A 23,950-nucleotide genomic window follows, 5' to 3' on the forward strand; every position below is an offset into this window, starting at 1 on the left:
GGCCGGAGCCGGACGCCGTGGCGGCGCGGGCCGCGGCGCGCCGGGCCGGGACTCCGTACGCGGCGGTCAGGCGCGGGTCCTCGGCGGCGGCGGGCTGTGCGACGCGCCGCTCGCCGCTTGGCCGGGCCGCGGTCCAGGAGCCGGTGAGCACGGCCCACTCCCCGCTCGCGCGGCGGGCGTCGATGCCGGCCTTGCGCCCGGCGGTCATCCCGCGGGCCCACTCGGGCAGCGGTGCCTGGGCGCCGGGCAGCCCGCCGGGGCCGAGCCGTGCCTCTACGAGCCGGCGGTGCAGGTGGCGGGCGTCGCCGGGGCGCTCCTCGGGGCACTTGGCGAGGAGCTCCAGGACCATCTCGTCGAAGTAGGCCGGCAGCTCCGGGCGGTGCTCGCGCGGCGGCACGGGGGCGGTGTCGCGGTGGCCGACCAGCACGGACCAGGAGTCGCCGAGGTCGAAGGGCGGGGCGCCGGTGGCGATCTCGTACAGGACGCAGCCGAGGGAGTAGAGGTCGCTGCGGTGGTCGACCTCGCCGCCCGCGATCTGCTCCGGCGACATGTAGTGCGGGGTGCCCATGGCCATGCCGCCGCCGGTGAGTTTGGCGGTGAAGCCGATGTCGTGGGCGAGCCGGGCGATGCCGAAGTCGCAGATCTTCACCGTGCCGTCGGTGAGCCGCATGATGTTGGCGGGCTTCAGGTCGCGGTGGACCACGCCTTGGTCGTGGGTGTAGCCGAGGGCCGCGGCCATCTGCTCGGCGATGTCGACGACCACGTCCACGGGGAGCGGGCGGGTCTCGTTGTCCTCCAGGAGCTGGCTGAGGTTGCGGCCTTCGAGGAGCTCCATGACGAGGTAGAGGGGGCCGCCGGCGGCGCTGTCGTCGCCGAAGTCGTGGACGACGGTGACACCGCGGTGCTGGAGGGAGGCGGCGACGCGGGCCTCGCGGCGGAAGCGTTCGCGCAGCACCTGGGTGAAGTGGGCGTCCTGATCGTGCCCGACGGGCTTGAGGCATTTGACGGCGACCTGGCGGCCGAGCGACTCGTCCCGGGCCCGCCACACCTCGCCCATGCCGCCGCGACCGATCAGATCGAGCGACCGGTACCGGCCCTGGATCAGTCTGGACTCCGCCATGTCTTGAAGCCGCCCCCGTGTGTCGTGCTAAGCCCTCCCCGGCCGGTCCAGTATGGCCGCTGATGTACGCAGTGTGTACGGCGAGGGGCGACTGCCGGGGCCCATGCGACGCATCGCTTTCAAGATGTGACCTGGAGGCAGCTGCCAGCGCAGACCTGCGGGAATGGCGCGCAGCAGGTGTCCGGTGAGGCGCAGGCGCCGGGTGATGCTCCGCGGGGCCGGTGCGGGTCGCCCGTACAGCTGGTGCGCGTAGGCCGGGAGTGATCCGTAGGCGAGGTCGGCGAGGGGGCGCCACAGCAGGTTTCGGCCAGGGACGAGGAGGGGATGGGTGGGCGGGCTGCGCAGGAAGTCGTCCACGGCGGCGGCGTCGGCGCCGGCGGCGAGGAGGGGGCGGACCTCGGCGAAGTAGGCGGCGAGCTGCGCGGTGTCGGCGGGCACGTCGGCCGGGTCGAGACCGACGAGTCGGGCGTTGGTCCGGTTCTCGTCCACGTAGCGGTCCGCCTGGGCGGGGGTGAGGGGGACCCCGGAGCGGCGCAGGACGTGCAGGAAGCTGTCGATCTGGGCGCAGTGGATCCACAGCAGCAGTTCGGGGTCGTCGACGGGGAAGCGCTCGCCGGTGGCGGGGTCGGTCGCGGTCAGCATCCGGTGGATCTTGCGGACGCGGGCGCCGGCGCGTTCGGCGGCGTCGGTGGTGCCGTAGGTGATGGTGCCGACGAAGTCGGCGGTGCGCATGAGCCGGCCCCAGGCGTCGCTGTGGAAGTCGCTGTTCTCCATGACCCCGCGGACGGCGCGGGGGTGCAGGGCCTGGAGGTAGAGGGCGCGGACTCCGGCGATCCACATCATCGGGTCGCCGTGGCACTGCCAGGTGACGGACGCGGGACCGTAGAGCCCGGGGTCGGGTGCGGCAAAGCGCCCGGGTCCGCTTTCTCGCGTCGGCTTCGTCCCGTTCATGGTCCCCCTGCTTCCCGGATGTCCGAGGCCGGGTCCGGCCAGTCCACCGCGTAGTGCTTCAGGCGCTCGTCCTCTCCCACCAGTCTCATCCCGGCCGCCGCCGTCGCGCGCTGCGAGGCGGCCCCCGGGACCGGCCGTCGTCGCGGCGGCGGATCTCGTACGCCCCGGCGGTGTCGGCCCGGGCGGGGTAGCCGGCGGCCCCGCCGGGGTTCGCGTCCGGCGCCTCGCGTCAGGGCTGCCGCTTCGCGGGCGCTCGTCGGGTGGAGGACGAGCCGGGCGGTGAGAGGCCTTCCATGGGCTGGAGTATCCCCGGATATGGGAGCCGCATACATCGGTCCGCTCTACTGCGGCTCGTGGGTCGTCGGCGGTTGCACCGGGGCCCCGCACGCGTCCCTCACCCCGTCCCTCACTGCGTCCCTCACTGCGTCCCTCACCCTCGAACAGGAATCAGGAACCACAACCATGGCGAACTTCAGCGTCGTACCCGGCGCGGCGGTGTCCGAGATCCTCGGCGACTCGCACAAGGACATCCTGCGCATCGTCGCCGAGACCTATGTGGCCCACGAGCAGGGGCAGTCGGTGAACCCCGACAGCTACTTCCTGCGCTTTCCCGAGAAGCCCAACGCGCGGGTGATCGCGCTGCCCTCCTACCTCGGCGGCGGCGTGGACACGATCGGCATGAAGTGGATCGCCAGCTTCCCCGACAACATCCGGCACGGCCTGCCGCGTGCCTCGGCCACCCTGCTCCTGAACGACTACGCCACCGGCTACCCGCTGGCGTGCCTGGAGGCGGCGAGCATCAGCGCCGCCCGTACGGCGGCCTCCGCGGCCGTCGCGGCCGCCGAACTGCTCGCCTCCGAGGAGCCGGTACGGGTCTCCTTCATCGGGGCCGGTGTCATCGCCCGTACCGTCCTCGACTACCTGGCCGCCCACGGCGTCCGGATCTCGGAGGTCCTGGTCCACGACCTGGACGCCACCAGCGCCGGACACCTCGGCGCGCACGCCGCCGCGCGCCTCGGGGTCCCCGTCGTCTCCGGAAGCCTGGACGAGGCGCTCGGCAGGGACCTGGTGGTCTTCGCCACGACGGCCGCCACGCCCTACGTGAGCGGCGACACCCCGCTGCGCGCAGGGCAGTTGCTCCTCAACGTCTCGCTGCGGGACCTGGCTCCCGAGCTGCTGCTGAAGACGAACAACGTGGTGGACGACATCGACCACTGCCTCAAGGCGCAGACCTCACCCCACCTGGCCGAACAGCTCACCGGCGGACGGGACTTCATCAACGGGACGCTGGGCGCCCTGCTCCAGGGCGAGGTCACCCTGGACCCGGGCCGGGCGACCGTCTTCTCCCCCTTCGGCCTCGGCATCCTCGACCTGGCCGTGGGCCACCACATCCTGGGCGAGGCCCGCCGGCGCGGCACCGCCGTCGACATCCCCGACTTCATCGGGGAGACCACGCGCTGGTAGCCGGTGCGGTCGCGACTCCCTCCGCGACTCCCTCCGCGGCCCCGTCCGCGGCCCCGTCCGCGGCCCCACCCACCCGACCGGACCGGGCACAGGATGTCGGGTCCGGCACAGTGGGCCCTTCCTAATGTGACTGATCGAAAGGGAAGGAGAACGGGGTGCTGGAGCGGCTGAACCAGGCCATGGACCACATCGAGTGCCACCTCGACCAGCGGATCGAGGTGTCCGACCTGGCGCGGATCGCGGTGACGTCGGAGTACCACTTGCGGCGGCTGTTCTCGGCGCTGGCGGGTGTGCCGCTGTCGGAGTACGTCCGGCGCAGGCGGCTGACGGTCGCGGGCGCCGAGGTGCTGGCCGGGGAGCGGACGCTGCTGGAGATCGCGGTGCGGTACGGCTACTCCTCCGGAGAGGCGTTCGCGCGGGCTTTCCGCGCGATGCACGGCGTCGGTCCCGGCGAGGTCAGGCGGGTCGGCGCGAGTCTGCAGTCCCAGCCCCGGATGTCCTTCCGCCTCATCGTCGAAGGGAGCAGCAGCATGCGGTACAGGGTCGTGGAGAAGGAGGAGTTCCGTGTGGTCGGCAGGAAGGCTCGGGTCCCTCTCGTGCACGAGGGGGTGAACCCGGCCATCGCCGCCTTCATCCAAGCCATCGACCAGGACACGCTGGGGCGCATCCACAGCCTGTCCGACCAGGAGCCGCGGGGCATCGTCTCGGTCAGCGACGATCTGGACGACAGCCGCGCCGAGGGGACCGAACTCGACTACTACCACGGGGTGGTGACGGGCGCCGCCGTGCCGCAGGACATGGACGCGCTGGACGTCCCGGCCGGGACGTGGGCCGTGTTCGAGAACGCCGGCCCGTTCCCGCAGACCCTCCAGCACCTGTGGCGGGACGTGTTCACGCAGTGGTTCCCGTCCAACCCGTACAGGAGCCGTCCGGGGCCCGAGATCCTGCGGATCCGGCTGTCGCAGGACGCGGCCGAGGCCGAGGCGGAGCTGTGGATCCCGGTGGAGCGGACCGCGCTCTGACCTACGCCGCAGTCAGGCATTCCCTGCCGCGAGGACCTCCTGGACGAGTGCCAACAGGTCCGGGATGGCCGGGTGCCCCGGGCCCTCGCGCCAGGCGAGGAGCACCGGTACGGTCGGCGCGTCCGCGAGCGGGCGGTAGACCAGCGAGGGGTGCATGTGGTTGCTCGGGGTGGCCGATGTGGAGATCCCGACGGCGCGGCCCGCGGCGATGGCGATGAGCCACTCGTCCGTGTTGGTCACCTCGATGGTCGCGGCGGGTCGGATCGCCGGCGGCCACAGGTCGAGCGTCGTGGTGCCGGAGACGGTGTTGACGGCGATCGGGTGGGGGGTCAGGTCCGCCAGGGTCACCCGCGGGAGGGCGGCCAGGGGGCTGTCCGCCGGCATGACCACCACCCGCTGCTCCGACAGCAGCGGCTCCGTGCGCAGTCCCGCCGAGGCGACCTCGCCGCGCAGCACGGCCGCGTCGACCTTGCCCTGCGTGAGGCCGGCCGTACGGTCGTCGACGCGGAGCAGCTCCAGCGCGATGCCGGGGTGCGTCTCGTCCCAGCGGCGCAGCAGGGGAACGGTGTGGTCGCCGAGCGCCGCCCAGGTGTGGCCCAGGCGCAGCGGCCAGCCGCGCAGCCCTTCGGGGTCGAGGGCGGTTTCGACGGCGGCGAGGGCGACGCGGGCCTTGTCGCGGAAGGTCTGCCCCTCGGCGGTCAGCTCGAGGTGGTGCGTGGAGCGGTCGACGAGGCGGGAGCCGAGGTGGTCCTCCAGTTGGCGCAGGGTGCGCGAGAGCGCGGGCTGGCTCAGATGGAGGCGGGCCGCGGCGCGGGTGACGTTGCCCTCGTCGGCGATGGCCAGGAAGGCACGCAGGTGCCGCAGCTCGATGGTCATGTGCCAGAAGCATAACCGGGGCGAACTCGGCATTTCACGCGACGCGGCCGGCTTCCTAGCGTGGAGGGCATGACATCCACGCTGCACGAATCACCCGCGACGACGGCCGCGCCCGTCGGCCTGCGCCACGCCGCGGGGGGCGGCAGCCTCGGCGGCGTCGGCCTGGTGCTGGCCGGGGCGGTGTCCGGCCAGTTCGGGTCCGCCTTCGCGGCCCTGCTGTTCCCCCGGGCCGGGGCGCTCGGCACGGTCGCCCTGCGGGTGACCTTCGCCGCGGTGCTGCTGCTGGTCGTCGCCCGGCCCCGGCTGCGCGGGTACGCGCGTGCCGACTGGGCGGTGGCCGGTGGGTTCGGCCTGGCCCTGGGCGGCATGAACATCCTCTTCTACCAGGCGATCGACCGGATCCCGCTGGGGACCGCGGTCACCCTTGAGGCGCTGGGGCCACTGCTGCTGTCGGTCGCCGCCGCGCGCCGCGCCGCCAGCCTGCTGTGGGCCGGGCTCGCGCTGGCCGGCGTGTACCTGTTGGGCCTCGACGGCTTCGGCCGGCTCGACATCGCGGGCGCGGGCTTCGCGCTGGGCGCGGGCGCGATGTGGGCGGCGTACATCGTGCTGGGCGCCCGTGCCGGCGCCCGCTTTCCGAGGCTGGACGGCCTGGCCGTCGCCATGGCCGTCGCCGCGCTGGTCAGCCTCCCGCTGGGCATCGGGACGGCCGGCGGGGCGCTGCTGGAACCGGGCGTGCTCGCGCTGGGCCTGGCGATCGCGGTGATGAGTTCGGGCGTGCCCTACGCCCTGGAGCTGCTGGCGCTGCGCCGGCTTCCCGCGGCGACGTTCGCGGTGCTGACCTGCCTGGCGCCCGCCTTCGCCGCGCTGGCGGGCTACCTGGTGCTGGACCAAGGGCTGTCGCCGGCGCAGTGCGGGGCGATCGCCCTGGTGGCCACGGCTTGCGCGGGCGCGGTGTGGACGGGCAGGCGCTGAGGGCCCGGAAAGCGGCCGGCGCGCCGCGGCGGCGACCGGCGCGGCCGCGCGGCGCCCGCGGGCGGGGGTGGACTCCGCCCTGTGCCGCTGCACCACGCCGGTCGGTGATCACGGCTACCGGGCTACCGGTCCATGGAGAGCCGGACGAGTTCGGCGAAGGATCCCCCGGCGGCGACCAGTTCCTCGTACGTCCCCTGCTCGGCGATCCGGCCTCCGTCCAGGACGATGACGCGGTCGGCGAGCCGGCAGTTCTCCATGCGGTGCGTGACGATCACGGTGATCCGCTCCGCCTTCATGTCCCGCAGGCCGGAGAAGACCATGTGCTCGCCCCGCGGGTCCATCGCGGAAGTCGGCTCGTCCATGACGAGCAGTGCCGGGCGGCGGTGGAAGGCCCTGCCGCAGGCGAGGCGTTGCCACTGCCCGCCGGAGGGTTCGTGTCCGCCCCAGAGCGACCTGGCCAGGAGTGTGTCCAGGCCGTCCGGGAACTCCTGGACGGCCTCCTTCATGCCGACCGCGTGCAGGGCGTCCCAGACGGCCTCCTCGCCGCGCGGGTCGGGCTGGCCGAGGGTGACGTTCTCGCGGGCGGAGAAGGGCCAGTGCCCGTACGACTGGGTGACGAGACCGACGTGCGTCCAGGCGGTCCGCTGGTCGGCGTCGGAGGTCGGCACTCCGTCCCAGGTCACGGTGCCGGCCGTCGGAGTGGTGAGCGCGGTCAGGAGCCGGATGAAGGTGGACTTGCCGGCGCCGTTCTCTCCGACGAGGGCGACGACCTCGCCGCGGTTCAAGGTGAGGTCGACCGGTCCGAGCGCCGGGGTCTGCTTGCCCGGGTAGGTGTAGGCGGCCCCTTCGAGTCGGATCTTCTCGGGGGCCTCCATGGCCTGCGGGCCGCGGGCCCCGGACTGTTCGGCGGCCTGCGCGATGAAGGTGGCGTAGTCGCCTAGGTAGAGGGCGTGCTGGAACATCGCGGCGCCGTAGACGACCAGGCCGGACAGGGCTGCGGTGGAGGTCCGCATGGCGACGATGGCGGTACCGGCGGCGCCGATGGCCATGTACCCGCCGGCCACGAGTCCGCCCAGGGACAGCCACGTCAGGATGACGAAGAAGCCCGACGCGCCCGCGGCGATCAGGTGGGCGATCAGGTAGCGCGGGGCGGAACCGACCATCCTGGAATCGATGCGCTCGCAGACGGCGGCGTACCAGTGGTGGGCGTACGTCCGCATGCTGTTGCCGCGGAGCTCGTCCGCGAGCTTGGGCGTGGTGAGGTGCCAGCGCATCATGTGGCGGATGTTGCGGGACGCGACGGTCTCGTTGTGGAGGGTGTAGTCCAGGCGGGCGGCGTATACGGAGCCCAGGCCGCGCGGAATCACCGACAGCAGCAGGAGCGGCAGCAGGACCGGGTGGACCACCGACAGCACGGAGGCGACGGCGATCATGTCGATGAGTCCGCCGGTGAAGCCGAGGGCGTCCTGGAGGAGCATCGAGGACCGCGCGGATCCGGTTTCGGCGGCTTCGGAGCGCTCGGTGAAGTCGGGAGCGTCGTAGGACGCGAGCTCCACGTCCATGTGGGCGTCGACCATGGCGAGGTCGGCGATGGTCGACATGCCCGGGGTGAGGCGGCGGGCCGCGCTCCCGGAGGCGATGGAAGCCAGTGCGCCGAGCGCGGTCATGGCGGCCGCGAGCCCCAGCGGCAGGGCGGCGGCCGCGATGCGCTGCTCGACGGTGCCGCCGGTGAGCAGCGGGCCCATGGCCGCGGAGATCGCGGTGAGGGCGGCGGCCGTGCAGATCCCGCCCACGATCTGGGCGCCGACGAGCCAGATGAAGGCCGTACGGTTCACCGCCCATGCGAGGCGGCCGGTCTGCGCCAGGGCGGACGGCACGCGGCGGGCCATCTGCGCCAGGGATAGCCGCTCCATGGCCTCGCTGTGCCGGCCCCACTTGAAGGTGAACTCGGGCGGGGCGGGGGGTACGGCGAAATCCGGATCCGTGGCCTGCGTCGGGGCCTGCCTCGGGACGTGCGCCGGGGCCTGCCTCGGGACCTGCGCCGGGACCTGCTTCTCGGCCGGCCTGCGGGCCTGCTTCTCGGACATGATGGCGCTCCTTCAACTCGCGGGCGGTGAAACCCGGTTCACCGGTACCTGCGGACATGGCGAGGAAGCCCGGCCCCTGGCGGGGCGAGGGCGGACGCGGGGTTCGGGGAACTGGAAGCAGTGAGTAGACAGCAGCCCGGAGGGCGGAGCAGCCGGATCTGGCCGACCTGCCGGCGCCGGCGGCCCCGGCCTCCCGGCTGATCGCGTCGGGCCCCGGCCGGGGTGCCGGGATCCGGAGCCGGGGAGGTTGGCCGGAATCAATCGATGGAAGGGTTCAGCGGTCACAAACCGCTTGCGGAGCCGTGTCGCCTACGGGCCACGCGTCGGCGAAAGCGGTGTCAGGCGACCCCGGAAAGGGCACACTGTGCCTACCGTTTCGCTTGCGAGTTGTCGTACGCACCGGAACGCCGTGCCGTGAAGCCGCCACCCGGGGGGAGACCAAGGCGTGCGTTCCGCTGCCGAGTTGTCCGGTACCGCCGTCACCGCATCCATCGACCTCGCGATCGGCTGCCTGCGCCAGAACTTCCGGACGGCGCCGGGCGCGGCCGGCTGGTACCACTACCTCGACGATCCGAACCCCGGCATCACCGCCTCCGCCGTGGGCCTGTTCACCTTCGGCCTGGCCGGCGGGCGCTTCGAGCGCGCCCCCGAGGTGGTGGGCTACCTCACCGCGCAGCAGCGCCTCTCCCCCGACGGCTGCAGTGGCGGCTGGCCGGTCCGTACGACCAACGGCTTCCCCATAGGCGAGGCCACGGCCTGGGTGGTACGGGCGCTCAGCCGGCCGGGAGCCGGCCTGCTCGCCGGGGATTCCCTGCGCCTGGGCGTCGAATGGCTGCGGGCCAACCAGAACGTCGACTTCGGCTGGGGCTCGTACCTCGGCCAGCCCTCCCGCGTCTTCCACACCGCGCTCAACATGCTCGCCCTCCACGAGTCCGGTGCGGGCGGCGAGGCCCTGGCCAACGGGCAGCGCTGGCTGATCGACGTACAGAACGCGCAGACGCCGGGCTGGGGCCCGCTGCCCGGGGCGCAGCCGACGGTGGTGCACACGAGCGTGGCGCTGATGGCACTCGCGCGGATCCCGGGGGCGCTGAGCACCAACACCATGCGCCAGACGGCGGAATGGCTGTTGGAGCGGATCGAGCCCGGGGTACACGTCGAGCGCAGCACGACGGTGGAGGAGTACGACGTGCCGTTCACGGACGGTGGCGCTCCCGCCATTTTCCAGAACTCACTGCCGCACTTCGCGGGTCCGCTCGCGCTGTCCGCGATCTTCTCCACCGGGGTGGTGGACCCGCTTCAGCCCAAGCTCTTCCAGGCGGTCTCCGGCATCATCGACACCCAACTGGAGGGCGGGCACTGGGAATTGCCGCGCAGTCCGATGCGGCCGTCGGTGTGGGCGCTGTGGCCGTTCGTCTCGGCGCTGTCGGCGGCCCGCTCGGCGGTCCTGTCCACCCCCCGGAGCAAGGCGTCCCTGCTCTACCCGGGGTGCGCGATCGTGCAGAGCGAGGACCAGGCACAGGACCTGACGCGCAGACTGCTGATCCAGAACGCGCTGTTCGACTGGCTGCGGAGCAAGTGGCTCACCCTGGTGCTCTGGGCGGTCGCCCTCGTCACCACCGGCATCCCGATCGCCCTGCTGGTGACGGGGCGGTTCTCGGTGAACGACTTCCTGACCGCGCTGATCCTGCCCGCGCTCCTGATGGTGCTCCAGTACGTGTGGGAGCGGCGGCCGCGGGCCCGTGCGGGGGCGGGGGGCTCGGGGTGACCGCGCCCGAGTACACCGCGGTCCGGGCCGGCGTCCGTCGGGCGCCGCGACCGGTCATCCTGCCGCCGCCCGAGCAGTGCGAGATGTGCGAGGAGGTCCGGCTGTCCGGATCCTTCGCCACCGGCGCCCACGGCGACGACACCACCACCGCGGCGGCGCCGGGACACCCGCGCGGCTCCGGCTTCTCGCGGCTCGTCGCCCGCACCCGGGCCGTCGACGTACTGTCCGGGCTCGGCTCCCTGCTGCCGGGCTACGTACTGGTCGTGCCCCGGCGGCACACGACGAGCCTCGGCGAGCTGTCCCCGGCCGACCTGGCCGAGGCGTTCTCCGTCGGCTGGCGTTTCGCCGAGCGTATCGAGCGCGAATTCGGACATCCGGTGGTACTGGTGGAACACGGATCATCAGGAGCCGCGGCGGCCGCCGCGGGTCCGCCCCCGGCCGGGGGCGCAGTCCGACATCGCACCGGAGGGTCATGCATCACACATTCTCACCTCCATATCTTCCCAATTTCGGATGCTGCCCATTCACCGCTCTTCGCTGCCCCCGGAAGTCGGAAAATCTCCGGCCTGTCGGACCTGATTGACACCGCACACCGTAAGAAGAACTACTACTTCTGCACATGGAAACGCGACGAGGGGTACCTGTTGTCCGATCCCGATCTGCCCTCCCAGTACGCACGGCGCGTCTGGGCGGGGACCTTGGACGCGCCCGACCTGTGGGACTGGGCCGCCTTCCCCTTCCTCGCCAACTGCCACGACACCACCGACCGGCTGCGTGACCCGTACGAGTCGGACACCGACCGCCAGATGCGCGAAACGCTCCTCGCCTACGGAGTGGCCGCCCGTACCTACGCGGCCCGCACCCGGCAGTTCACCGACGGCTCGACCCTGCCCCACGAGATCGCCGATCTGGCACGCACCACCAGCGGAGTCGTGCTCGACGCCGGCGCCGGCGCCGGACGCGACGCACTGTGCTTCGCCGCCAACGGCCGCCGGGTCATCGCCCTCGACGCCTGCCTGCCGCTGCTCACGATGACCCCCGACGAACCAGAGGTCCAGCGGGTCACCGGAGACGTACGCTCCCTGCCGCTGTCGAGCGCGTCGGTGGGCGCGGTGTGGTGCTCGGCCGTCCTGCTGCACCTGCCGCCGGCCGAGTTGCTACGGGCCCTGCGGGAGTTCCACCGGGTGCTGGAGAGCCGGGGCGCCGTACAGGTCTCCGTCAAGGAAGGCGACGGGCAAGCCTCCCTGGCCATGGGGGGCGAGAACCCCTTCCGCCGCCACTTCTTCTACTACCGGCACGGCGACCTGATCCCGCTCGCCCGCGCGGCGGGCTTCGACGTACAGCAGACCTGGACCGAGGAGGAACCGGACTCCTCCGACGACGTGCAGCGCTGGATCAAGCTCAGGCTCCGCAGGACGACGTGACCGGCGCGCACGCCGAGGACCCCCGCCGCCCCCACCTCCATCTGCACCTCGAACCGGAGGAGCGCAAGCGCCGCGAACTCGGTCTGGCGTTACGGGACTTCGGCTCGCGCGACCGCTTCTTCGAGGCGCACCGCACGGACCGGGCCGACCGCTCCCGGATCCGGCCGGGCGACCTGCGGCGTTTCCTCCGCGACGTGCACGGCGAACAGCGTCGGCAGGGCGCGGACCACGTCGAGCTCAGGCTCTCACCGCGCCGCTTCCTGCTCGACGGGATGACCTGGCAGGAGTTCACGGACACCGCGCAGGACGTCCTGGGGCCGCTGCGTGACCCCGTCGTCTCGGCGGTCCTGCTGGTCAACCGCGACAGCACGGACGGGTTCATCGGCGAGGTCACCGACCGCGTCGGCTCCCTTCCTCCGGTGTTCGTGGGCCTCGACATCGCGGGAGACGAGCTCACCCACCCGGACGTTCGCCCCTTCGTGCCCCTCGCCCGGGCCGCGGCCGGCGCGGGCCTGGGCTGTACGGTCCACGCGGGCGAGTTCGGGCCCGCCGAGCACATCTGGCGCGCCCTGGACCAGCTCGGCGCCCGCCGCATCGGCCACGGCCTGTCCTGCGCCACCAGCCCCGCGCTGCTGCGCCGGATGGCCCGGGACGCGGTCCTGACCGAGATCTCCCTGACCTCGAACCTGGCCCTGGGCGCCGTCGCGGCCCCCGACGCCCACCCGCTCCCGGCCCTGCTGGCGGCCGGGGTCCCGGTCGCCTTCAACGCCGACGTCCCGCTCCACACGGGCCGCACCCTCGACCAGGAGCTGGCCCTGGCCGCCACCGTGCTCCACACCACCCCGGCGGAGATCCACACCCTGCAGTCCCGGGCCTCCGCCTACCGCTTCCACCGCCCCGCGCCTCGTTGATCGGGAAATCACGGGCCGGATGCGGTCGGGTGTGTCAGGGTGACGGGTCGACGGCTCGGCCCTTCGCCGAGCACCGATCCATGGGAGCGTCAGTGACAGCACCGCGCCTGGTCCCGTTGGTGGAGCAGTTCGACTTCGCGTGCGAGCGACTCGTCGGCCGTATGGCGGGGCCGGTGATGGACAGCGGTGACGGTTGCGCGACCGCCGTAGGCGCCATGAGCGACGAGGAGTACCTCTGGGAGCCGGTGCCGGACTGCTGGTCGGTCCGGCGGCGGGCGGACGGACCGGGGCCGCGTGCCACCCTCCTGGCGGGCGCCGGTGACTGGGGGCGTGACGCCGCCTCCTACCCGCACCCCTGGCCGCCGCCCTTCACCACCCTCGCGTGGCGTCTGAGCCACCTCGGCGAGATGCTGGCGCTGCGCGCCGACCACACGGCCGGCGGGCACGTGCTGACCCGCGACGACCACCCCGTGAGGGGCGATGCCGCCGCGGCCGTGGCGGCCTTCGAGGAGGGCGCCGCGGCCTGGCGGAAGGCGCTGCTGGGCATCGACGACGCCGCGCTCGACACCATCGGGTACTGCACCTATCCCCACGGCAGCGACCCGGAGGAGCCCTTCATCGACATCGTGTGGTGGGTCAACCAGGAAGTCCTGCACCACGGAGCGGAGATCGCCCTGCTGCGCGACCTGTACCGCGCCCGCCGGGGGAAGTAGCACCAGCAACTGGAGACACCGAATTTCGGTCAGCGGGTGCGGAGACTGCTGGTGTACACGTCCGTACGGTTCTGTGGTGCGCCGGAGTGGGTCCCGGTGAGCACAGCCCGTACTCCCTTGCCGTCTGCCACCAGGCCTTGGTAGTCGCCGAGGAAGTAGCCCCCGGCGAACGGCGCCTGCAGCCAGTCGAAGATCGGCGAGATGCGTCGCTCGGCCCGGCGCTTCGGGTCCCCGTGCGGCAGGGTGGCCAGCTGATAGGCGGTGGGCAGGGTGGTGGTGTCGCCCGGCTCGAGGAAGCGCAGGTCGTAGTAGGTGAGTGCGACCGTGCCCCGCTCGTCGACCGCGATCGACGGGGAGAAGGCCGGCACGCCGTTCGGGCTGATCAGCTCCGGAGCTCCCCAGGTGCGTCCGCCGTCGGTGGAGCGCACCAGTTGGACGGAGTCGAACCTGCCGCCGGAGAAGTCCGAGCCCTCATAGGCCATGTACAGCGTGCCTGTCTTGGGGTCGACGGCCGGGCTCGGCAGGGTGGCCGCGGCGCGCAGCAGTTCGGTGGGGTCGTTCGGGTCGACCTCCGGTACGGAGGTGTCCCGGGCCACGATGACCGGGGCGCTCCAGGTCTCTCCGGCGTCGGTCGAGCTGACCACCTCGTAGCGGGCTTCGACGACGGTGCTCAGGTCCTCGGAGTAGGTGATCCGGTCGAAGAAGTCGTACAGGGTGCCGGTGCGCCCGTCGACGACGATCAGATGGCCGATGGTCTGGGTGTTGGGCACGCTGCTGGTGTCGACGAACGGCCGGGCCCCGCTCCAGGTGCGGCCGCCGTCGCGGGTGAGGGAGATGTAGCCGGGACCGTCGAGGGAGCTGGGGCCGGGTGGGTCGTTGTCGAGGCGGTTCCAGACCTGGTAGGCGGTGCCCTTGCGGATCGGGTCGGCGGTGAGTGAGGGCTTGTCGTTGAAGAACGGCTGCTCGTCCACGTGCGTGGTGGTGAGGTTCTGCCAAGTGCGGCCGCCGTCACGGGACGTGACTGCCAGGAGGGCGCTGCGCGTGCTCTTCGTGAAGTCGACACCCTCCCCACTGGCGTAGACCGTGCCGTCCGGTCCGGTGCTCACCCAGGGGTCGGAGGCCCGTTCGTAGTGCGCGCCGCCGGGGGCACACAGGCTGAACGGCAGCGTGCTCCGGTGGAAGGTGTGGCCGTCCGTGGTCCAGCCGGCCGCCAGCCCACGGGCGCCGCCGTCGTTCCAGCGGTCCTGCTGGAACACGGTGACCACGCGCTTGGGGTCGCGCGGATCGACGGACAGGTACGGCTCGACCTCGGTGGCCGGGTAGACGATGCTGTCGGGGGACCTCGCTCCGATGGTGCACTTCGCGTACGGGTCCCCATGGGACACCTTGACCAGTTGTGTGCCGTCGGGGTTCCGGTCTGCTGCGGCGGGAGTCGCGCCGGTGACCGTGACGAGCAGGAGCGCGGCGGTGGTGACGGCGGTCAGGGGCAGGAAGACGCGCATGCGGGATTTCTCCGGGCCTGTCGGCTGGGACACGGGACCGCCGTCATCGGGGCGGCCTGGGGCGCGGAGGCGTACCGGAACACGAGGGTGGGGCGACTCCGCTTGGTCCTTTTCGGCGTTGCAGCCGGTGCCCTTGATGGGCCGAACGACGGAGTCATCCCCGGGGACGTCGAGGAGCACGGCGGAGCCGACCGGCGGGTGCACCGTGCCGGTCGGCTCCTTGGTCGTGCTGTCAAGGCGCTGTCTCGTAGGTCCCCGGATCCGAAATCAATACGGCCAGGAAATGCGAACGACCTCGTCGGTCACTGTATGACGACATGGCCCAGGCCGTTCAGGACGGCGGCGAGCGCGGTGTTCAGGACGGCGCGGACCGTCTCGAAGAGGTGGCGGCCTTGGCTTCGAGACGGTCGGCGTCCATCCTCGCGAGTGCCGCGGTGTCGAGACGGGCGCGGGCGATCCATCCAACGGTGGACCGGGGGCCGTCACCCCATACGCACCGCGCCTGGTGCACCGGCCGGACCGGTTGCCCAGCCGTGCCCCGACCGGTCAAGTGATCGACTGCGAGGTCCCGTCAGGCAGCGTGCAGACGTAGCCGCCGTAGGGGCGTCCAACGATCTGTCCGCCGGCGGCCGTGCAGTCGTCTCTGGAAATGTTCGGAGACGAGGCGGCCCCGGCGCTGACAGCACCGACGGCGCTCATGCCGGCAAGGGTTGCCGCGGCCAGGGCGAGGCCCAGGATTCTTCGTATGCGCATGACTTCCTCCTCCTCTCAGGCGCCTTCGTTCGGCCTTCGGGAAGGACAAGTCTCAAGACGACGGCGCCCTCTCACTCAGCATGGGCGCTCCGCATGAGGCCCGCGAGGCGAGGCTGGGCGCCGCGCCCGGGACCGGCCGCATCGGTACGCCGCGTGCGCGTCGGTAGAAGGGGGGCGACGTCGATGTCCTTGGCGTCGAGACTGCCCACCGGGACCGCCTTGTGGCCGGGCAAGAACCTTTCCGGCCACAGCACTAGCGCGGTTCGTGGGCCGCCGCCCGGCAGGCACCGGTCGCGGCGCCGCCCGCCACTCCGGCCCCGGTCAGCCCGGTCACACAACTCTGCAGGTCTCCGACCACGCCACGGCTGCAAGCCGCTGTGACGGAGCCGGAATCGGTTGCACCGGCCAGTTCGGCCATCTGTGTGCAGGCGGGGATGTCCGCCCGGACCGCGGGAGCGGCGAGGACCGCACCGCCGAGGGTGAGGGTCAGGCCGGTGAGGGCACCGGCGATACGGGTCGACGTGCGCATGGGACGCACCTGCCTTCCGGGTTGGTCGCGCGGTCCTGGTCCCGGCGGCCGGATCCACGCGGCAATGCCGCCTGGCGACGCTCGGTGAGTGGTGCCCCCGGCCAGGCCGAAGGAGAGGGCCGCGGACCGGATGAGACGCACTCGGACCTCCACTCGCGGGCCCCTCACTCCAGCGTCGCATCCTCTCCCCCACCCGTCCTGGGCACCCGGGGGGCGGCCGCGCTGAGTAACTGCGCTTGTGCGAAGCGCGGTGGCCGGCCCGTCCGGCCGACCAGGTGGATCGGACGGCCCAGCGTCCCGCCCGGCCTGTCCCCCGCACACCGCCGGGCGCGGCTCAGCCGGGGAGAGCGAAGCCCGGCAGGGCCGCGGCCTATTCCGGCATGGGCGTACCTCGACCTCGTTCACCTAACGGGCCATCTCGTCGGGCATGTTCGCCAAGTCGCCGCGGTGATCGTTGAAGGCGGAGGCCGGCGTCGGCATGGTGACCGGGAGGTGCTGGCTGCGAGCGTGCGAACGGCTGGGCAAGCACCGCTGGACCGTTGAACGCACCATGGCCCGGCTCGCCGGATACCGACGTCTCCGCCGCCGCTACAAACGCAAGGCCGGCCACTTCCTGGCCTCCACCGGCACGACTGCACCCTCATCTGTCATGGACGACTCGCCCAGGTGGGCCAGGAAGTGCTCAAGCTGGTTTTCGTCGTGCCAACCGTCGAGTCCGTAGGAGTATCCGGCCGGGGTGGGCTCTTCGTTCCAGGGCCTGTCCGACGGGTCGCGTCACCGACCCCGCACCCGACAGCACTGCCACCCGCATGGCCCAACATGACGTGGCACCCACATGGGTGAGAAGCTGAATAATGCCCCAACAGAGGTAATCCGTGAAAGGGGAACCGAATGCGCATTCGACGAATCCTCGCCGCCGTCATCGCCACGGCAGCCCTCGCCGGACTCGGCCTCACAGGCGCCGCCAGCGCCAGCGCCGCCACCGCCACCGCCACCGCCACCGCACAGGGTGCCCCATCCACCGTCACCCCTTCTGAGTGCAAGCAGGGCGGCGGAACCCCCGCGATCAATGAGGAGGGCAACTTCTGCAAGGGCGGTACGCAGGACGGGCAGCAGATCGACTAACCCCACAAGGCGCCCCGCAGCCACGCGCCGCGGGGCGCTCCGCGAGAGCGTGGCCCAAGCTCGCGAAGACGAGCGAGGTAGTCCTGAGCGGCAGGCTGGGCCGCTTATCGGCTCCGCATCTCAGCTGCCAGCTCGCCTCTCGTCATGATGAGCGAAGGGACGGACCGGCGCTCGCCTTCGAGGGCGCGCTCGCGCATGACGGGCAGTCACTCCCGGCGTTACCCGCGCCTCAGCGGTGCACACGGCTGAGCGCTGCGTGCCGTCGAAGTCCAGGCCCTTCGCATCGGCTTCAGCCTGTAGCCATTCGAGAATCCGCTTCCAGGTGCCGTTCCCCTGCCAGCGTCGGAACAAGTCGTAGGCCCGCTCCCACGGGCCGTACCGCTCCGGAACATCGCGCCACGGCGCTCCAGTTGCTCACCGGCAACAGCGGCTCCGGCCGGCCGGAGTCCAGCAAGGGACTCCGGCTACCCGACCACAAACGGTCTCAGCGGCGGACTCGGGGCATGCCCAGGCCGATCCACGAGATGATCTCCCGCTGGATCTCGTTGTTGCCGCCGCCGAAGGTGAAGATGACGGCGCTGCGGTAGCCGCGCTCCAGTTCGCCGTGCAGGACCGCGCCGGCGGATCCGTCCTTGAGGGCGCCGGCCGCGCCGACCACCTCCATCAGCCAGGCGTACGCGTCCCGGCGCGCCTCGGAGCCGTACACCTTGACCGCGGAGGCGTCCTGGGGGGTGAGGGTGCCGCCCTGGACGGCGTTGACCATCTGCCAGTTGAGCAGTTTCATGGCGTCGAGCCGGGCGTGGGTGCGGGCGAGGCGGCCGCGGACCCAGGAGAGGTCGATGACGCGGCGGCCGTCGGCGAGCTTGGTCTCGGCGGCCCACCGCTGGACGTCGTGCAGGGCCCGGATGGCCATGGTGCCGTGGGCCGCGAGGGTGACGCGCTCGTGGTTGAGCTGGTTGGTGATCAGGCGCCAGCCCTTGTTCTCCTGGCCGACCCGGCGGTTCGCGGGGACGCGGATGTTCTCGTAGTAGCTGGCCGTCGTGTCGTGCGAGGCGAGGGTGTTGATGAGGGTGCAGGAGTAGCCGGGATCGCTGGTCGGCACGAGCAGCATCGTGATGCCCTTGTGCGCGGGTGCGTCCGGGTCGGTGCGGACGGCGAGCCAGACCCAGTCGGCGGTGTCGCCGTTGGTGGTCCAGATCTTCTGTCCGTTGACCACGTAGGTGCCGCTCTCCTCGTCTCCCTCGCGTACCGCCTTGCACTTGAGCGCGGCGAGGTCGGTGCCCGCGTCGGGCTCGCTGTAGCCGATGGCGAAGTCGATCTCCCCGGCGAGGATCCTGGGGAGGAAGTACGCCTTCTGCTCGTCGGTGCCGAACTGCATGATGGTCGGCCCGACGGTGTTGAGCGCCATCAGCGGCAGCGGTACGACGGCCTGCGCGGCCTCGTCGAAGAAGATGAACTGGTCCATGGGCGACATCCCGCGCCCGCCGTACTCCTTCGGCCAGCCGACGCCGAGCCAGCCGTCGGCGCCGAGCCGGCGGATGGTCTCCCGGTAGAACCGCTTCTGCGCGGCCGGGTCCTCGTACCGGGCGTAGACGTCCCGCGGCACCAGCTCGGCGAAGTAGGCACGCAGCTCGGTGCGCAACTGCTGCTGCTCAGGCGTGTATTCGAGGTGCACGGCCCCTCCGGAAGTCTCGCGGTCCAGCCGGTCGCTGTGGTGACGGAGGGCAGACTAGAACCTGTTACAAGAATCCGGAAGGGTCGGCGGCCCCGGGGATGGTGATGCGCGCCCGGCCCCCGGGCGGAACCCGTCAGTTCAGCGCGGTGATCATCGCCGCGGCCGTGGCCGCCATCGCCGTACGGGCAGCCGTCAGGTACGGCCGCGGATCGGCCGGGGTGAGGTGCTCGCGGATGGCTTCGGTCATGGCCACGTTCAGCGCGGTGCCGATGTTGACCTTGCGGATGCCGCCCGCGACGGCCGCCGCGAGCTCCGCGTCCGGCAGGCCCGAGGAGCCGTGCAGCACCAACGGTACGTCCACGGTCTTGGCCAGCCGCGCGAGCAGCGTGTGGTCCAGGGCGGCGGTCCGGCTGGTCATCGCGTGGCTGCTGCCGATCGCCACGGCTAGGGCGTCGACCCCGGAGTCGGCGACGAACCGCCGCGCCTCGTCCGGCTCGGTACGGGCGCCGGGCGCGTGCGGGTCGAGCGGCACGGCCCCGTCCTTCCCGCCCACCTCGCCCAACTCGGCCTCGATCCAGAGTCCGTTGGCGTGCGCCCAGTCGGCGGCGGAGCGGGTGGCCTCCAGGTTCTCGGCGTACGGGAGGTGCGCGGCGTCGTACATCACCGAGCCGAAGCCGGCGTCCACGGCCTGCCTCAGCAGTTCGGAGCTCTTGACGTGGTCCAGGTGCAGCCCGACCGGCACCCCGGCGGCCTCGGCGCAGGCGACGGCCGCCCGGGAGATGGGCAGCAGCTGCCCGCTCCTGAACTTCACCGCGTTCTCGCTGAGTTGGAGGATGACGGGCAGCCCGACCGACTCGGCGCCCGCGATCACGGCCTCGGCGTGCTCCAGCGTGATGATGTTGAAGGCGGCGACGGCCCGCCCCCCGGCGGCGGCCTCCAGGACGAGACCACCCGCACTGACGAGGCTCATCGGACCGCCTCCTCACCGGAGTTGAGGATCACCGAGCGGGTGAGGTTGCGCGGCGCGTCCGGGTCCAGCCCCTGGTGGGCGGCGACGGCGATGGCCAGCCGGTGGACCCGTACCAGCTCGGCCAGGGGGTCGAGGCGGCCGGCCACCCACTGGGCCCCCGTACCGCGCACCTGCTCGGCGAGCCCCTCGGGAGCCTCGCCGAGCGACCACGTCGCCGTCCCGGGGGCGCAGACGCTGATCGGCCCGTGCCGGTACTCCATGGCCGGATAGGACTCGGCCCAGGACAGTGCGGCCTCGCGCATCTTCAGCGCGGCCTCGTTCGCGAGGCCCACGCTCCAGCCCCGTCCGAGGAAGGTGAACTGCCCGCGGGTTTCGAGCTCTTCGGGAAGCGGTTCGGCGAGAGCCGTCCGCGCGTCGGCGACGACGGCCGCACCGTGCAGGCCGAGGTGCGCGCGCAGCAGGGTCAGGGCGGTGGTGGCGAAGCGGGTCTGGACGACGGACTGCTCGTCGGCGAAGTCCAGTACGACGAGCTCGTCCGCGAGGGTCATCACCGGGGTCGCGGGGTCGCCGATGACGGCGGTGGTGGGCACGCCCGCGTCGCGCAGGCCGGCCAGCAGGTCCAGCACCTCGGTGGTCGTGCCGGACCGCGTCAGGGCTACGACCCGGTCGTAGCGCCGGTGCCGGGGGAACTCGGACGCGGGGAAGGCGTCGGTCTCGCCCTGGCCGGCCTCCTCCCGCAACACGGCGGCCGCCTGGGCCATGTAGTACGAGGTCCCGCACCCGACGATCGCGGTACGCTCCCCCGGCTGCGGCAGCACCGCGCGCCGGGCCGGGGCCAGTTCGGCGGCCCGCTCCCAGCATTCGGGCTGTGTGCCCAACTCGTACGCGACGTGGCTCATGGCGGCTCCCTAGCGCGGTGGGTGCGTCGTGCGTGCGTTCTGCGTGCGTATTCCTGCAAGATAGCGGGCAGTTTCGCGCAACTTCAAGCATCCACGGCGTCATCGTCTGAGTTAATCTCGATGAGGGACACGCAGAACCGATCACTCAGTGACCGGCAGAAGACCGAAGGGGGCGGCCCGATGACCCGCAAGGAGCGCTGGCAGACACTGCTGGACCTGCTGGTGGAGCGGGGCGAGCTGGAGGTGGAGCCTGCCGCGGAGGCCCTCGGCGTGTCCGCGGCGACCATCCGCCGCGACCTCGATCAGCTCGCCGAACAGCAACTGCTGGTCCGCACCCGTGGCGGAGCGGTGCTGCACGGCGTCTCGTACGAACTCCCCTTGCGCTACCGCACCTCCCGCCGGGCCGCCGAGAAACGGCGCATCAGCGAGGCGGTGGCGGCCCTGGTGACCCCGGGCGAGGTGATCGGGCTGACCGGCGGCACCACGACCACGGAGGTGGCGCGCGCCCTGGCCGCCCGGGCGGACCTCAGCACCGGCTCCCCGGCCCTGACGGTGGTGACGAACGCCCTCAACATCGCGGGCGAGCTGGTGATCAGACCGCAGTTCAAGATCGTGCTGACCGGCGGTGTGGCCCGGCCCCAGTCCTACGAGCTGACCGGCCCGCTCGCCCAGGAGGTGCTCGGCCAGCTCACCGTGGACACCTCGGTCATCGGCGTGGACGCCTTCGACCCGGTCGACGGGGCCGCCACCCGCCACGAGGACGAGGCGGCGATGAACCGCCTGCTGTGCGAGCGGGCCCGCCGGGTGGTGATCGCGGCCGACTCCAGCAAGCTCGGCGTACGCGCCTTCGCCCGGATCTGCGCGACCTCGGCGGTGGACGTTCTGGTAACCGACACCGGGCTGTCGGCGGAGGTGGCCGAAGCCTTCGAGCAGGCCGGCGTGGAGGTCCTGCGGGTCTGAGGAGTCCCTGCGGGTCCGAGGGTCCGACGGTCCCGAGGAGTCCGCTCGGCCGCGGCCGGCGGCGTCAGTACGTCGGGAGCCGGTCCGCCTCGCGCGCCAGCGCCGCCAGCACCGGGGCGATCAGCGGATGCGACTCGGCGCCGCGCCGGGTGGCCGCGAAGACCCGCCGGGTCGCCGCCGGGCCGGTCACCGGCCTCGCCAGGGCCTCCTTGAAGTCCATGCCGCGCAGCGCCGAGCGGGGCACGAGAGCGACCCCGGCGCCCGCGCCGACCAGCGCCACGACGGCCCGGAAATCATCGGAAGAGTGCACCAACCGGGGCTTGAACCCCGCCAGTTCGCAGGCCAGCAGCATCACGTCGTGGCACGGGTTGCCCGGGTACTGCGCGACCCAGTCCGCGTCCGCGAGGTCCGCCAGCTCAACGGCGGGCAGACCGGCCAGCGGGTGGTTCACGGGCAGCACCGCGTCGAAGGGTTCCGCGTACAGCGGGAGCACCGACAGCCGGCCGTCGTCCGCTCCCGGCGCGCCCCGGTACTCCACCGCCAGCGCGAGGTCCGCCTCCCCGTCCAGCAGCAGCGGCAGGCTCTGGTCGCCCTCCGCGTCCCGTACGCGCAGCCGGATCCCGGGGTGGTCGTGGGCGAGCCGGGCGATCGCGGGCGCCAGCACCTCCGTGATGCCGGTGGCGAAGGCGGCCACCGTGACCGCGCCCGCCGAGCCGCCCGCGTAGGCGGCGAGCTCGGCCTCGGCGCGCTCCAGCTGCGCCAGCACCTCGTGGGTGTGGCCGAGGAGGATCTCCCCGGCCGCGGTGAGCCGGACACCGCGGCCGCTGCGGGTCAACAGCACGTGCCCCGTCTCCTGTTCCAGCGCGGCGAGCTGCTGGGAGACGGCGGACGGGGTCAGGTACAGGGCTGCGGCCGCGGCGGTCACCGTACGGTGATCCGCCACGGCCCGCAGGATGCGCAGCCGGCGGGGGTCGATCACACCCCCATGATGTCAGCCCCGACCAGCTCAGAGAGCCGCACGGGCGTCCACGAAGGCCGCCACCGCACGCTCCACGTCCGCCGTCGAGTGGGCCGCGGAGAGCTGCACGCGGATCCGGGCCGCGCCCATCGGCACCACCGGGTAGGAGAAGCCGATCACGTAGACGCCGCGCTCCAGCAGCAGCTCGGCCATCTTGGCCGCCTCCGCCGCGTCGCCGATCATCACGGGGGCGATGGCGTGGTCGCCGGGCAGGATCTCGAAGCCGGCCTCGGTCATCTTCGTACGGAAGAGCGAGGTGTTGGCGGCGAGCTGCTCGCGCAGGTTGCCGGCCGACTCCAGCAGGTCGAGGACCTTCAGCGAGGCGGCCGCGATCACCGGGGCGAGGGAGTTCGAGAAGAGGTACGGACGCGAGCGCTGGCGCAGCAGCTCCACGATCTCGGTACGCGCCGCGACGTAACCGCCGGAGGCGCCGCCCAGCGCCTTGCCGAGGGTGCCGGTGATGATGTCGACGCGGTCCATGACCCCGTGCAGCTCGGGGGTGCCGCGGCCGCCGGGGCCGACGAAGCCGACGGCGTGCGAGTCGTCGACCATGACCATGGCGTCGTAGCGCTCGGCCAGGTCGCAGATCTCGGCGAGCGGGGCGACGTAGCCGTCCATGGAGAACACGCCGTCGGTGACGATCAGCTTGCGGCGGGCGCCGCCCTCGGTGGCCTCCTTCAGCCGGGTCTCCAGCTCCGCCATGTCGCGGTTGGCGTAGCGGAAGCGGCGGGCCTTGGACAGGCGGATGCCGTCGATGATCGAGGCGTGGTTGAGGGCGTCGGAGATCACCGCGTCCTCGGCGCCGAGCAGGGTCTCGAAGACTCCGCCGTTGGCGTCGAAGCAGGAGGAGTAGAGGATCGTGTCCTCCTGGCCGAGGAAGGCCGACAGCCGTGCCTCCAGCTCCTTGTGCACCTCCTGCGTGCCGCAGATGAAGCGGACCGAGGCCATGCCGTAGCCCCAGCGGTCCAGGGCGTCCTTCGCGGCCGCGACGACCTCGGGGTGGTCGGCGAGGCCGAGGTAGTTGTTGGCGCAGAAGTTGAGGACCTCGCCGGGGGCGCCGCCCGCGGTGACGGCGACGGCGGCGTTCTGCGGGGTGCCGATGACGCGCTCGGGCTTGTGCAGGCCGGCGGCGCGGATCTCGTCGAGGGTGGTACGGAGGTCCTCGCGGACGGTCTCGAACATGTGCGGTTCTCCTTGTGCGGTGGGCCGTCCGG

Annotated in this window: 21 protein-coding genes and 2 pseudogenes; 10 read left to right on the top strand and 13 right to left on the bottom strand. The window is 72.3% G+C overall.

Going from position 1 to position 23,950, the window contains the following annotated elements; translation table 11 throughout:
- On the bottom strand, positions 1-1,120 hold a 1,120-nt coding region (locus ACFWBF_RS05765; RefSeq protein ID WP_385595743.1), incomplete at its 3' end, for a serine/threonine-protein kinase.
- A gap of 27 nt (positions 1,121-1,147) precedes the next feature.
- A complete protein-coding gene (locus ACFWBF_RS05770; RefSeq protein ID WP_385595746.1) occupies positions 1,148-2,071 on the bottom strand; it encodes an oxygenase MpaB family protein in 924 nt (307 codons plus the stop codon).
- A 462-nt stretch (positions 2,072-2,533) separates the two neighbouring features.
- Here ACFWBF_RS05770 and sbnB point away from each other — a divergent pair, with 462 nt between their 5' ends.
- Entirely contained in the window at positions 2,534-3,535 is a 1,002-nt protein-coding gene (sbnB, locus tag ACFWBF_RS05775) for a 2,3-diaminopropionate biosynthesis protein SbnB (RefSeq protein WP_385595749.1), read from the top strand.
- A gap of 155 nt (positions 3,536-3,690) precedes the next feature.
- Complete coding sequence (locus ACFWBF_RS05780; protein ID WP_385595752.1) at positions 3,691-4,557, top strand: GyrI-like domain-containing protein; 867 nt, start codon at positions 3,691-3,693, stop codon at positions 4,555-4,557.
- Between the two features lie 12 nt (positions 4,558-4,569).
- Here the strand turns inward: ACFWBF_RS05780 and ACFWBF_RS05785 are convergent, their stop codons facing one another.
- Positions 4,570-5,433, bottom strand: a complete 864-nt coding sequence (locus ACFWBF_RS05785) for a LysR family transcriptional regulator (protein ID WP_385595757.1) — start codon at positions 5,431-5,433, stop codon at positions 4,570-4,572.
- A 69-nt stretch (positions 5,434-5,502) separates the two neighbouring features.
- Between ACFWBF_RS05785 and ACFWBF_RS05790 the strand changes: the two genes are divergently transcribed.
- On the top strand, positions 5,503-6,405 hold the full coding sequence (locus ACFWBF_RS05790; protein ID WP_385595760.1) for a DMT family transporter: 903 nt from the start codon (positions 5,503-5,505) through the stop codon (positions 6,403-6,405).
- A 122-nt stretch (positions 6,406-6,527) separates the two neighbouring features.
- Here ACFWBF_RS05790 and ACFWBF_RS05795 read toward each other — a convergent pair whose 3' ends face one another.
- A complete protein-coding gene (locus tag ACFWBF_RS05795; RefSeq protein ID WP_385595763.1) occupies positions 6,528-8,492 on the bottom strand; it encodes an ATP-binding cassette domain-containing protein in 1,965 nt (654 codons plus the stop codon).
- 445 nt (positions 8,493-8,937) lie between these two features.
- On the opposite strand from ACFWBF_RS05795, the gene ACFWBF_RS05800 reads away from it, so the two are divergent.
- The 4 genes from ACFWBF_RS05800 to ACFWBF_RS05815 all read left to right on the top strand — a co-directional run bounded on the left by ACFWBF_RS05800 (position 8,938) and on the right by ACFWBF_RS05815 (position 13,305).
- Positions 8,938-10,257, top strand: a complete 1,320-nt coding sequence (locus ACFWBF_RS05800) for a prenyltransferase/squalene oxidase repeat-containing protein (protein WP_385595766.1) — start codon at positions 8,938-8,940, stop codon at positions 10,255-10,257.
- Positions 10,254-11,681: a methyltransferase domain-containing protein gene (locus tag ACFWBF_RS05805; protein ID WP_385595769.1), complete on the top strand. Its 1,428-nt coding sequence runs from the start codon at positions 10,254-10,256 to the stop codon at positions 11,679-11,681. Before ACFWBF_RS05800 ends, ACFWBF_RS05805 begins: the two co-directional genes overlap by 4 nt.
- Positions 11,678-12,592: a hypothetical protein gene (locus tag ACFWBF_RS05810; protein ID WP_385595771.1), complete on the top strand. Its 915-nt coding sequence runs from the start codon at positions 11,678-11,680 to the stop codon at positions 12,590-12,592. Before ACFWBF_RS05805 ends, ACFWBF_RS05810 begins: the two co-directional genes overlap by 4 nt.
- A 92-nt stretch (positions 12,593-12,684) precedes the next feature.
- Positions 12,685-13,305: a DinB family protein gene (locus tag ACFWBF_RS05815; protein WP_385595774.1), complete on the top strand. Its 621-nt coding sequence runs from the start codon at positions 12,685-12,687 to the stop codon at positions 13,303-13,305.
- Positions 13,306-13,334: 29 nt separating this feature from the next.
- On the opposite strand, the gene ACFWBF_RS05820 is transcribed toward ACFWBF_RS05815, so the two are convergent.
- The 3 genes from ACFWBF_RS05820 to ACFWBF_RS05830 all read right to left on the bottom strand — a co-directional run bounded on the left by ACFWBF_RS05820 (position 13,335) and on the right by ACFWBF_RS05830 (position 16,089).
- A complete protein-coding gene (locus ACFWBF_RS05820; RefSeq protein ID WP_385595777.1) occupies positions 13,335-14,840 on the bottom strand; it encodes a sialidase family protein in 1,506 nt (501 codons plus the stop codon).
- A gap of 513 nt (positions 14,841-15,353) precedes the next feature.
- Entirely contained in the window at positions 15,354-15,560 is a 207-nt protein-coding gene (locus ACFWBF_RS05825; RefSeq protein WP_385595779.1) for a hypothetical protein, read from the bottom strand.
- 253 nt (positions 15,561-15,813) lie between these two features.
- A complete protein-coding gene (locus ACFWBF_RS05830) occupies positions 15,814-16,089 on the bottom strand; it encodes a hypothetical protein (protein WP_385595781.1) in 276 nt (91 codons plus the stop codon).
- A gap of 517 nt (positions 16,090-16,606) precedes the next feature.
- Between ACFWBF_RS05830 and ACFWBF_RS05835 the strand changes: the two are divergent.
- Positions 16,607-16,749, top strand: a pseudogene (locus tag ACFWBF_RS05835) (transposase); the annotation flags it as partial.
- Between the two features lie 231 nt (positions 16,750-16,980).
- Positions 16,981-17,214: a hypothetical protein gene (locus ACFWBF_RS05840; protein ID WP_385595784.1), complete on the top strand. Its 234-nt coding sequence runs from the start codon at positions 16,981-16,983 to the stop codon at positions 17,212-17,214.
- Positions 17,215-17,334: 120 nt separating this feature from the next.
- Here the strand turns inward: ACFWBF_RS05840 and ACFWBF_RS05845 are convergent.
- The 4 genes and pseudogenes from ACFWBF_RS05845 to ACFWBF_RS05860 all read right to left on the bottom strand — a co-directional run.
- Positions 17,335-17,577: pseudogene (locus ACFWBF_RS05845) on the bottom strand (IS5/IS1182 family transposase); the annotation flags it as partial.
- A gap of 121 nt (positions 17,578-17,698) precedes the next feature.
- Positions 17,699-18,889 carry an acyl-CoA dehydrogenase family protein gene (locus ACFWBF_RS05850; RefSeq protein ID WP_385595787.1) on the bottom strand — a complete coding sequence of 397 codons (1,191 nt, stop codon included), beginning with the start codon at positions 18,887-18,889 and terminating at the stop codon, positions 17,699-17,701.
- Between the two features lie 133 nt (positions 18,890-19,022).
- Entirely contained in the window at positions 19,023-19,859 is an 837-nt protein-coding gene (locus ACFWBF_RS05855; RefSeq protein ID WP_385595789.1) for a ketose-bisphosphate aldolase, read from the bottom strand.
- Positions 19,856-20,758, bottom strand: coding sequence for an SIS domain-containing protein (locus ACFWBF_RS05860; RefSeq protein WP_385595792.1), 903 nt, complete (start codon positions 20,756-20,758; stop codon positions 19,856-19,858). The genes ACFWBF_RS05855 and ACFWBF_RS05860 overlap by 4 nt, the downstream gene beginning before the upstream one ends.
- 180 nt (positions 20,759-20,938) lie before the next feature.
- Between ACFWBF_RS05860 and ACFWBF_RS05865 the strand changes: the two genes are divergently transcribed.
- On the top strand, positions 20,939-21,718 hold the full coding sequence (locus ACFWBF_RS05865; RefSeq protein WP_385595793.1) for a DeoR/GlpR family DNA-binding transcription regulator: 780 nt from the start codon (positions 20,939-20,941) through the stop codon (positions 21,716-21,718).
- Positions 21,719-21,782: 64 nt separating this feature from the next.
- On the opposite strand, the gene ACFWBF_RS05870 is transcribed toward ACFWBF_RS05865, so the two are convergent.
- On the bottom strand, positions 21,783-22,697 hold the full coding sequence (locus ACFWBF_RS05870) for a LysR substrate-binding domain-containing protein (protein WP_385595796.1): 915 nt from the start codon (positions 22,695-22,697) through the stop codon (positions 21,783-21,785).
- A gap of 27 nt (positions 22,698-22,724) precedes the next feature.
- Positions 22,725-23,918: a glycine C-acetyltransferase gene (locus ACFWBF_RS05875; protein WP_385223445.1), complete on the bottom strand. Its 1,194-nt coding sequence runs from the start codon at positions 23,916-23,918 to the stop codon at positions 22,725-22,727.
- Positions 23,919-23,950: the final 32 nt, after the last annotated feature.

Origin of the sequence: Streptomyces sp. NPDC060028 (assembly GCF_042736725.1) — a bacterium.
GTDB lineage: Bacteria > Actinomycetota > Actinomycetes > Streptomycetales > Streptomycetaceae > Streptomyces.

Bases quoted from the DNA above. Each gene is read 5' to 3' on its own strand.
- ACFWBF_RS05770 (WP_385595746.1), bottom strand. From the start codon at position 2,071: ATGAACGGGACGAAGCCGACGCGAGAAAGCGGACCCGGGCGCTTTGCC.
- sbnB (WP_385595749.1), top strand. From the start codon at position 2,534: ATGGCGAACTTCAGCGTCGTACCCGGCGCGGCGGTGTCCGAGATCCTC.
- ACFWBF_RS05785 (WP_385595757.1), bottom strand. From the start codon at position 5,433: ATGACCATCGAGCTGCGGCACCTGCGTGCCTTCCTGGCCATCGCCGAC.
- ACFWBF_RS05790 (WP_385595760.1), top strand. From the start codon at position 5,503: ATGACATCCACGCTGCACGAATCACCCGCGACGACGGCCGCGCCCGTC.
- ACFWBF_RS05795 (WP_385595763.1), bottom strand. From the start codon at position 8,492: ATGTCCGAGAAGCAGGCCCGCAGGCCGGCCGAGAAGCAGGTCCCGGCG.
- ACFWBF_RS05825 (WP_385595779.1), bottom strand. From the start codon at position 15,560: ATGCGCATACGAAGAATCCTGGGCCTCGCCCTGGCCGCGGCAACCCTT.
- ACFWBF_RS05830 (WP_385595781.1), bottom strand. From the start codon at position 16,089: ATGCGCACGTCGACCCGTATCGCCGGTGCCCTCACCGGCCTGACCCTC.
- ACFWBF_RS05840 (WP_385595784.1), top strand. From the start codon at position 16,981: ATGCGCATTCGACGAATCCTCGCCGCCGTCATCGCCACGGCAGCCCTC.
- ACFWBF_RS05855 (WP_385595789.1), bottom strand. From the start codon at position 19,859: ATGAGCCTCGTCAGTGCGGGTGGTCTCGTCCTGGAGGCCGCCGCCGGG.
- ACFWBF_RS05860 (WP_385595792.1), bottom strand. From the start codon at position 20,758: ATGAGCCACGTCGCGTACGAGTTGGGCACACAGCCCGAATGCTGGGAG.
- ACFWBF_RS05865 (WP_385595793.1), top strand. From the start codon at position 20,939: ATGACCCGCAAGGAGCGCTGGCAGACACTGCTGGACCTGCTGGTGGAG.
- ACFWBF_RS05875 (WP_385223445.1), bottom strand. From the start codon at position 23,918: ATGTTCGAGACCGTCCGCGAGGACCTCCGTACCACCCTCGACGAGATC.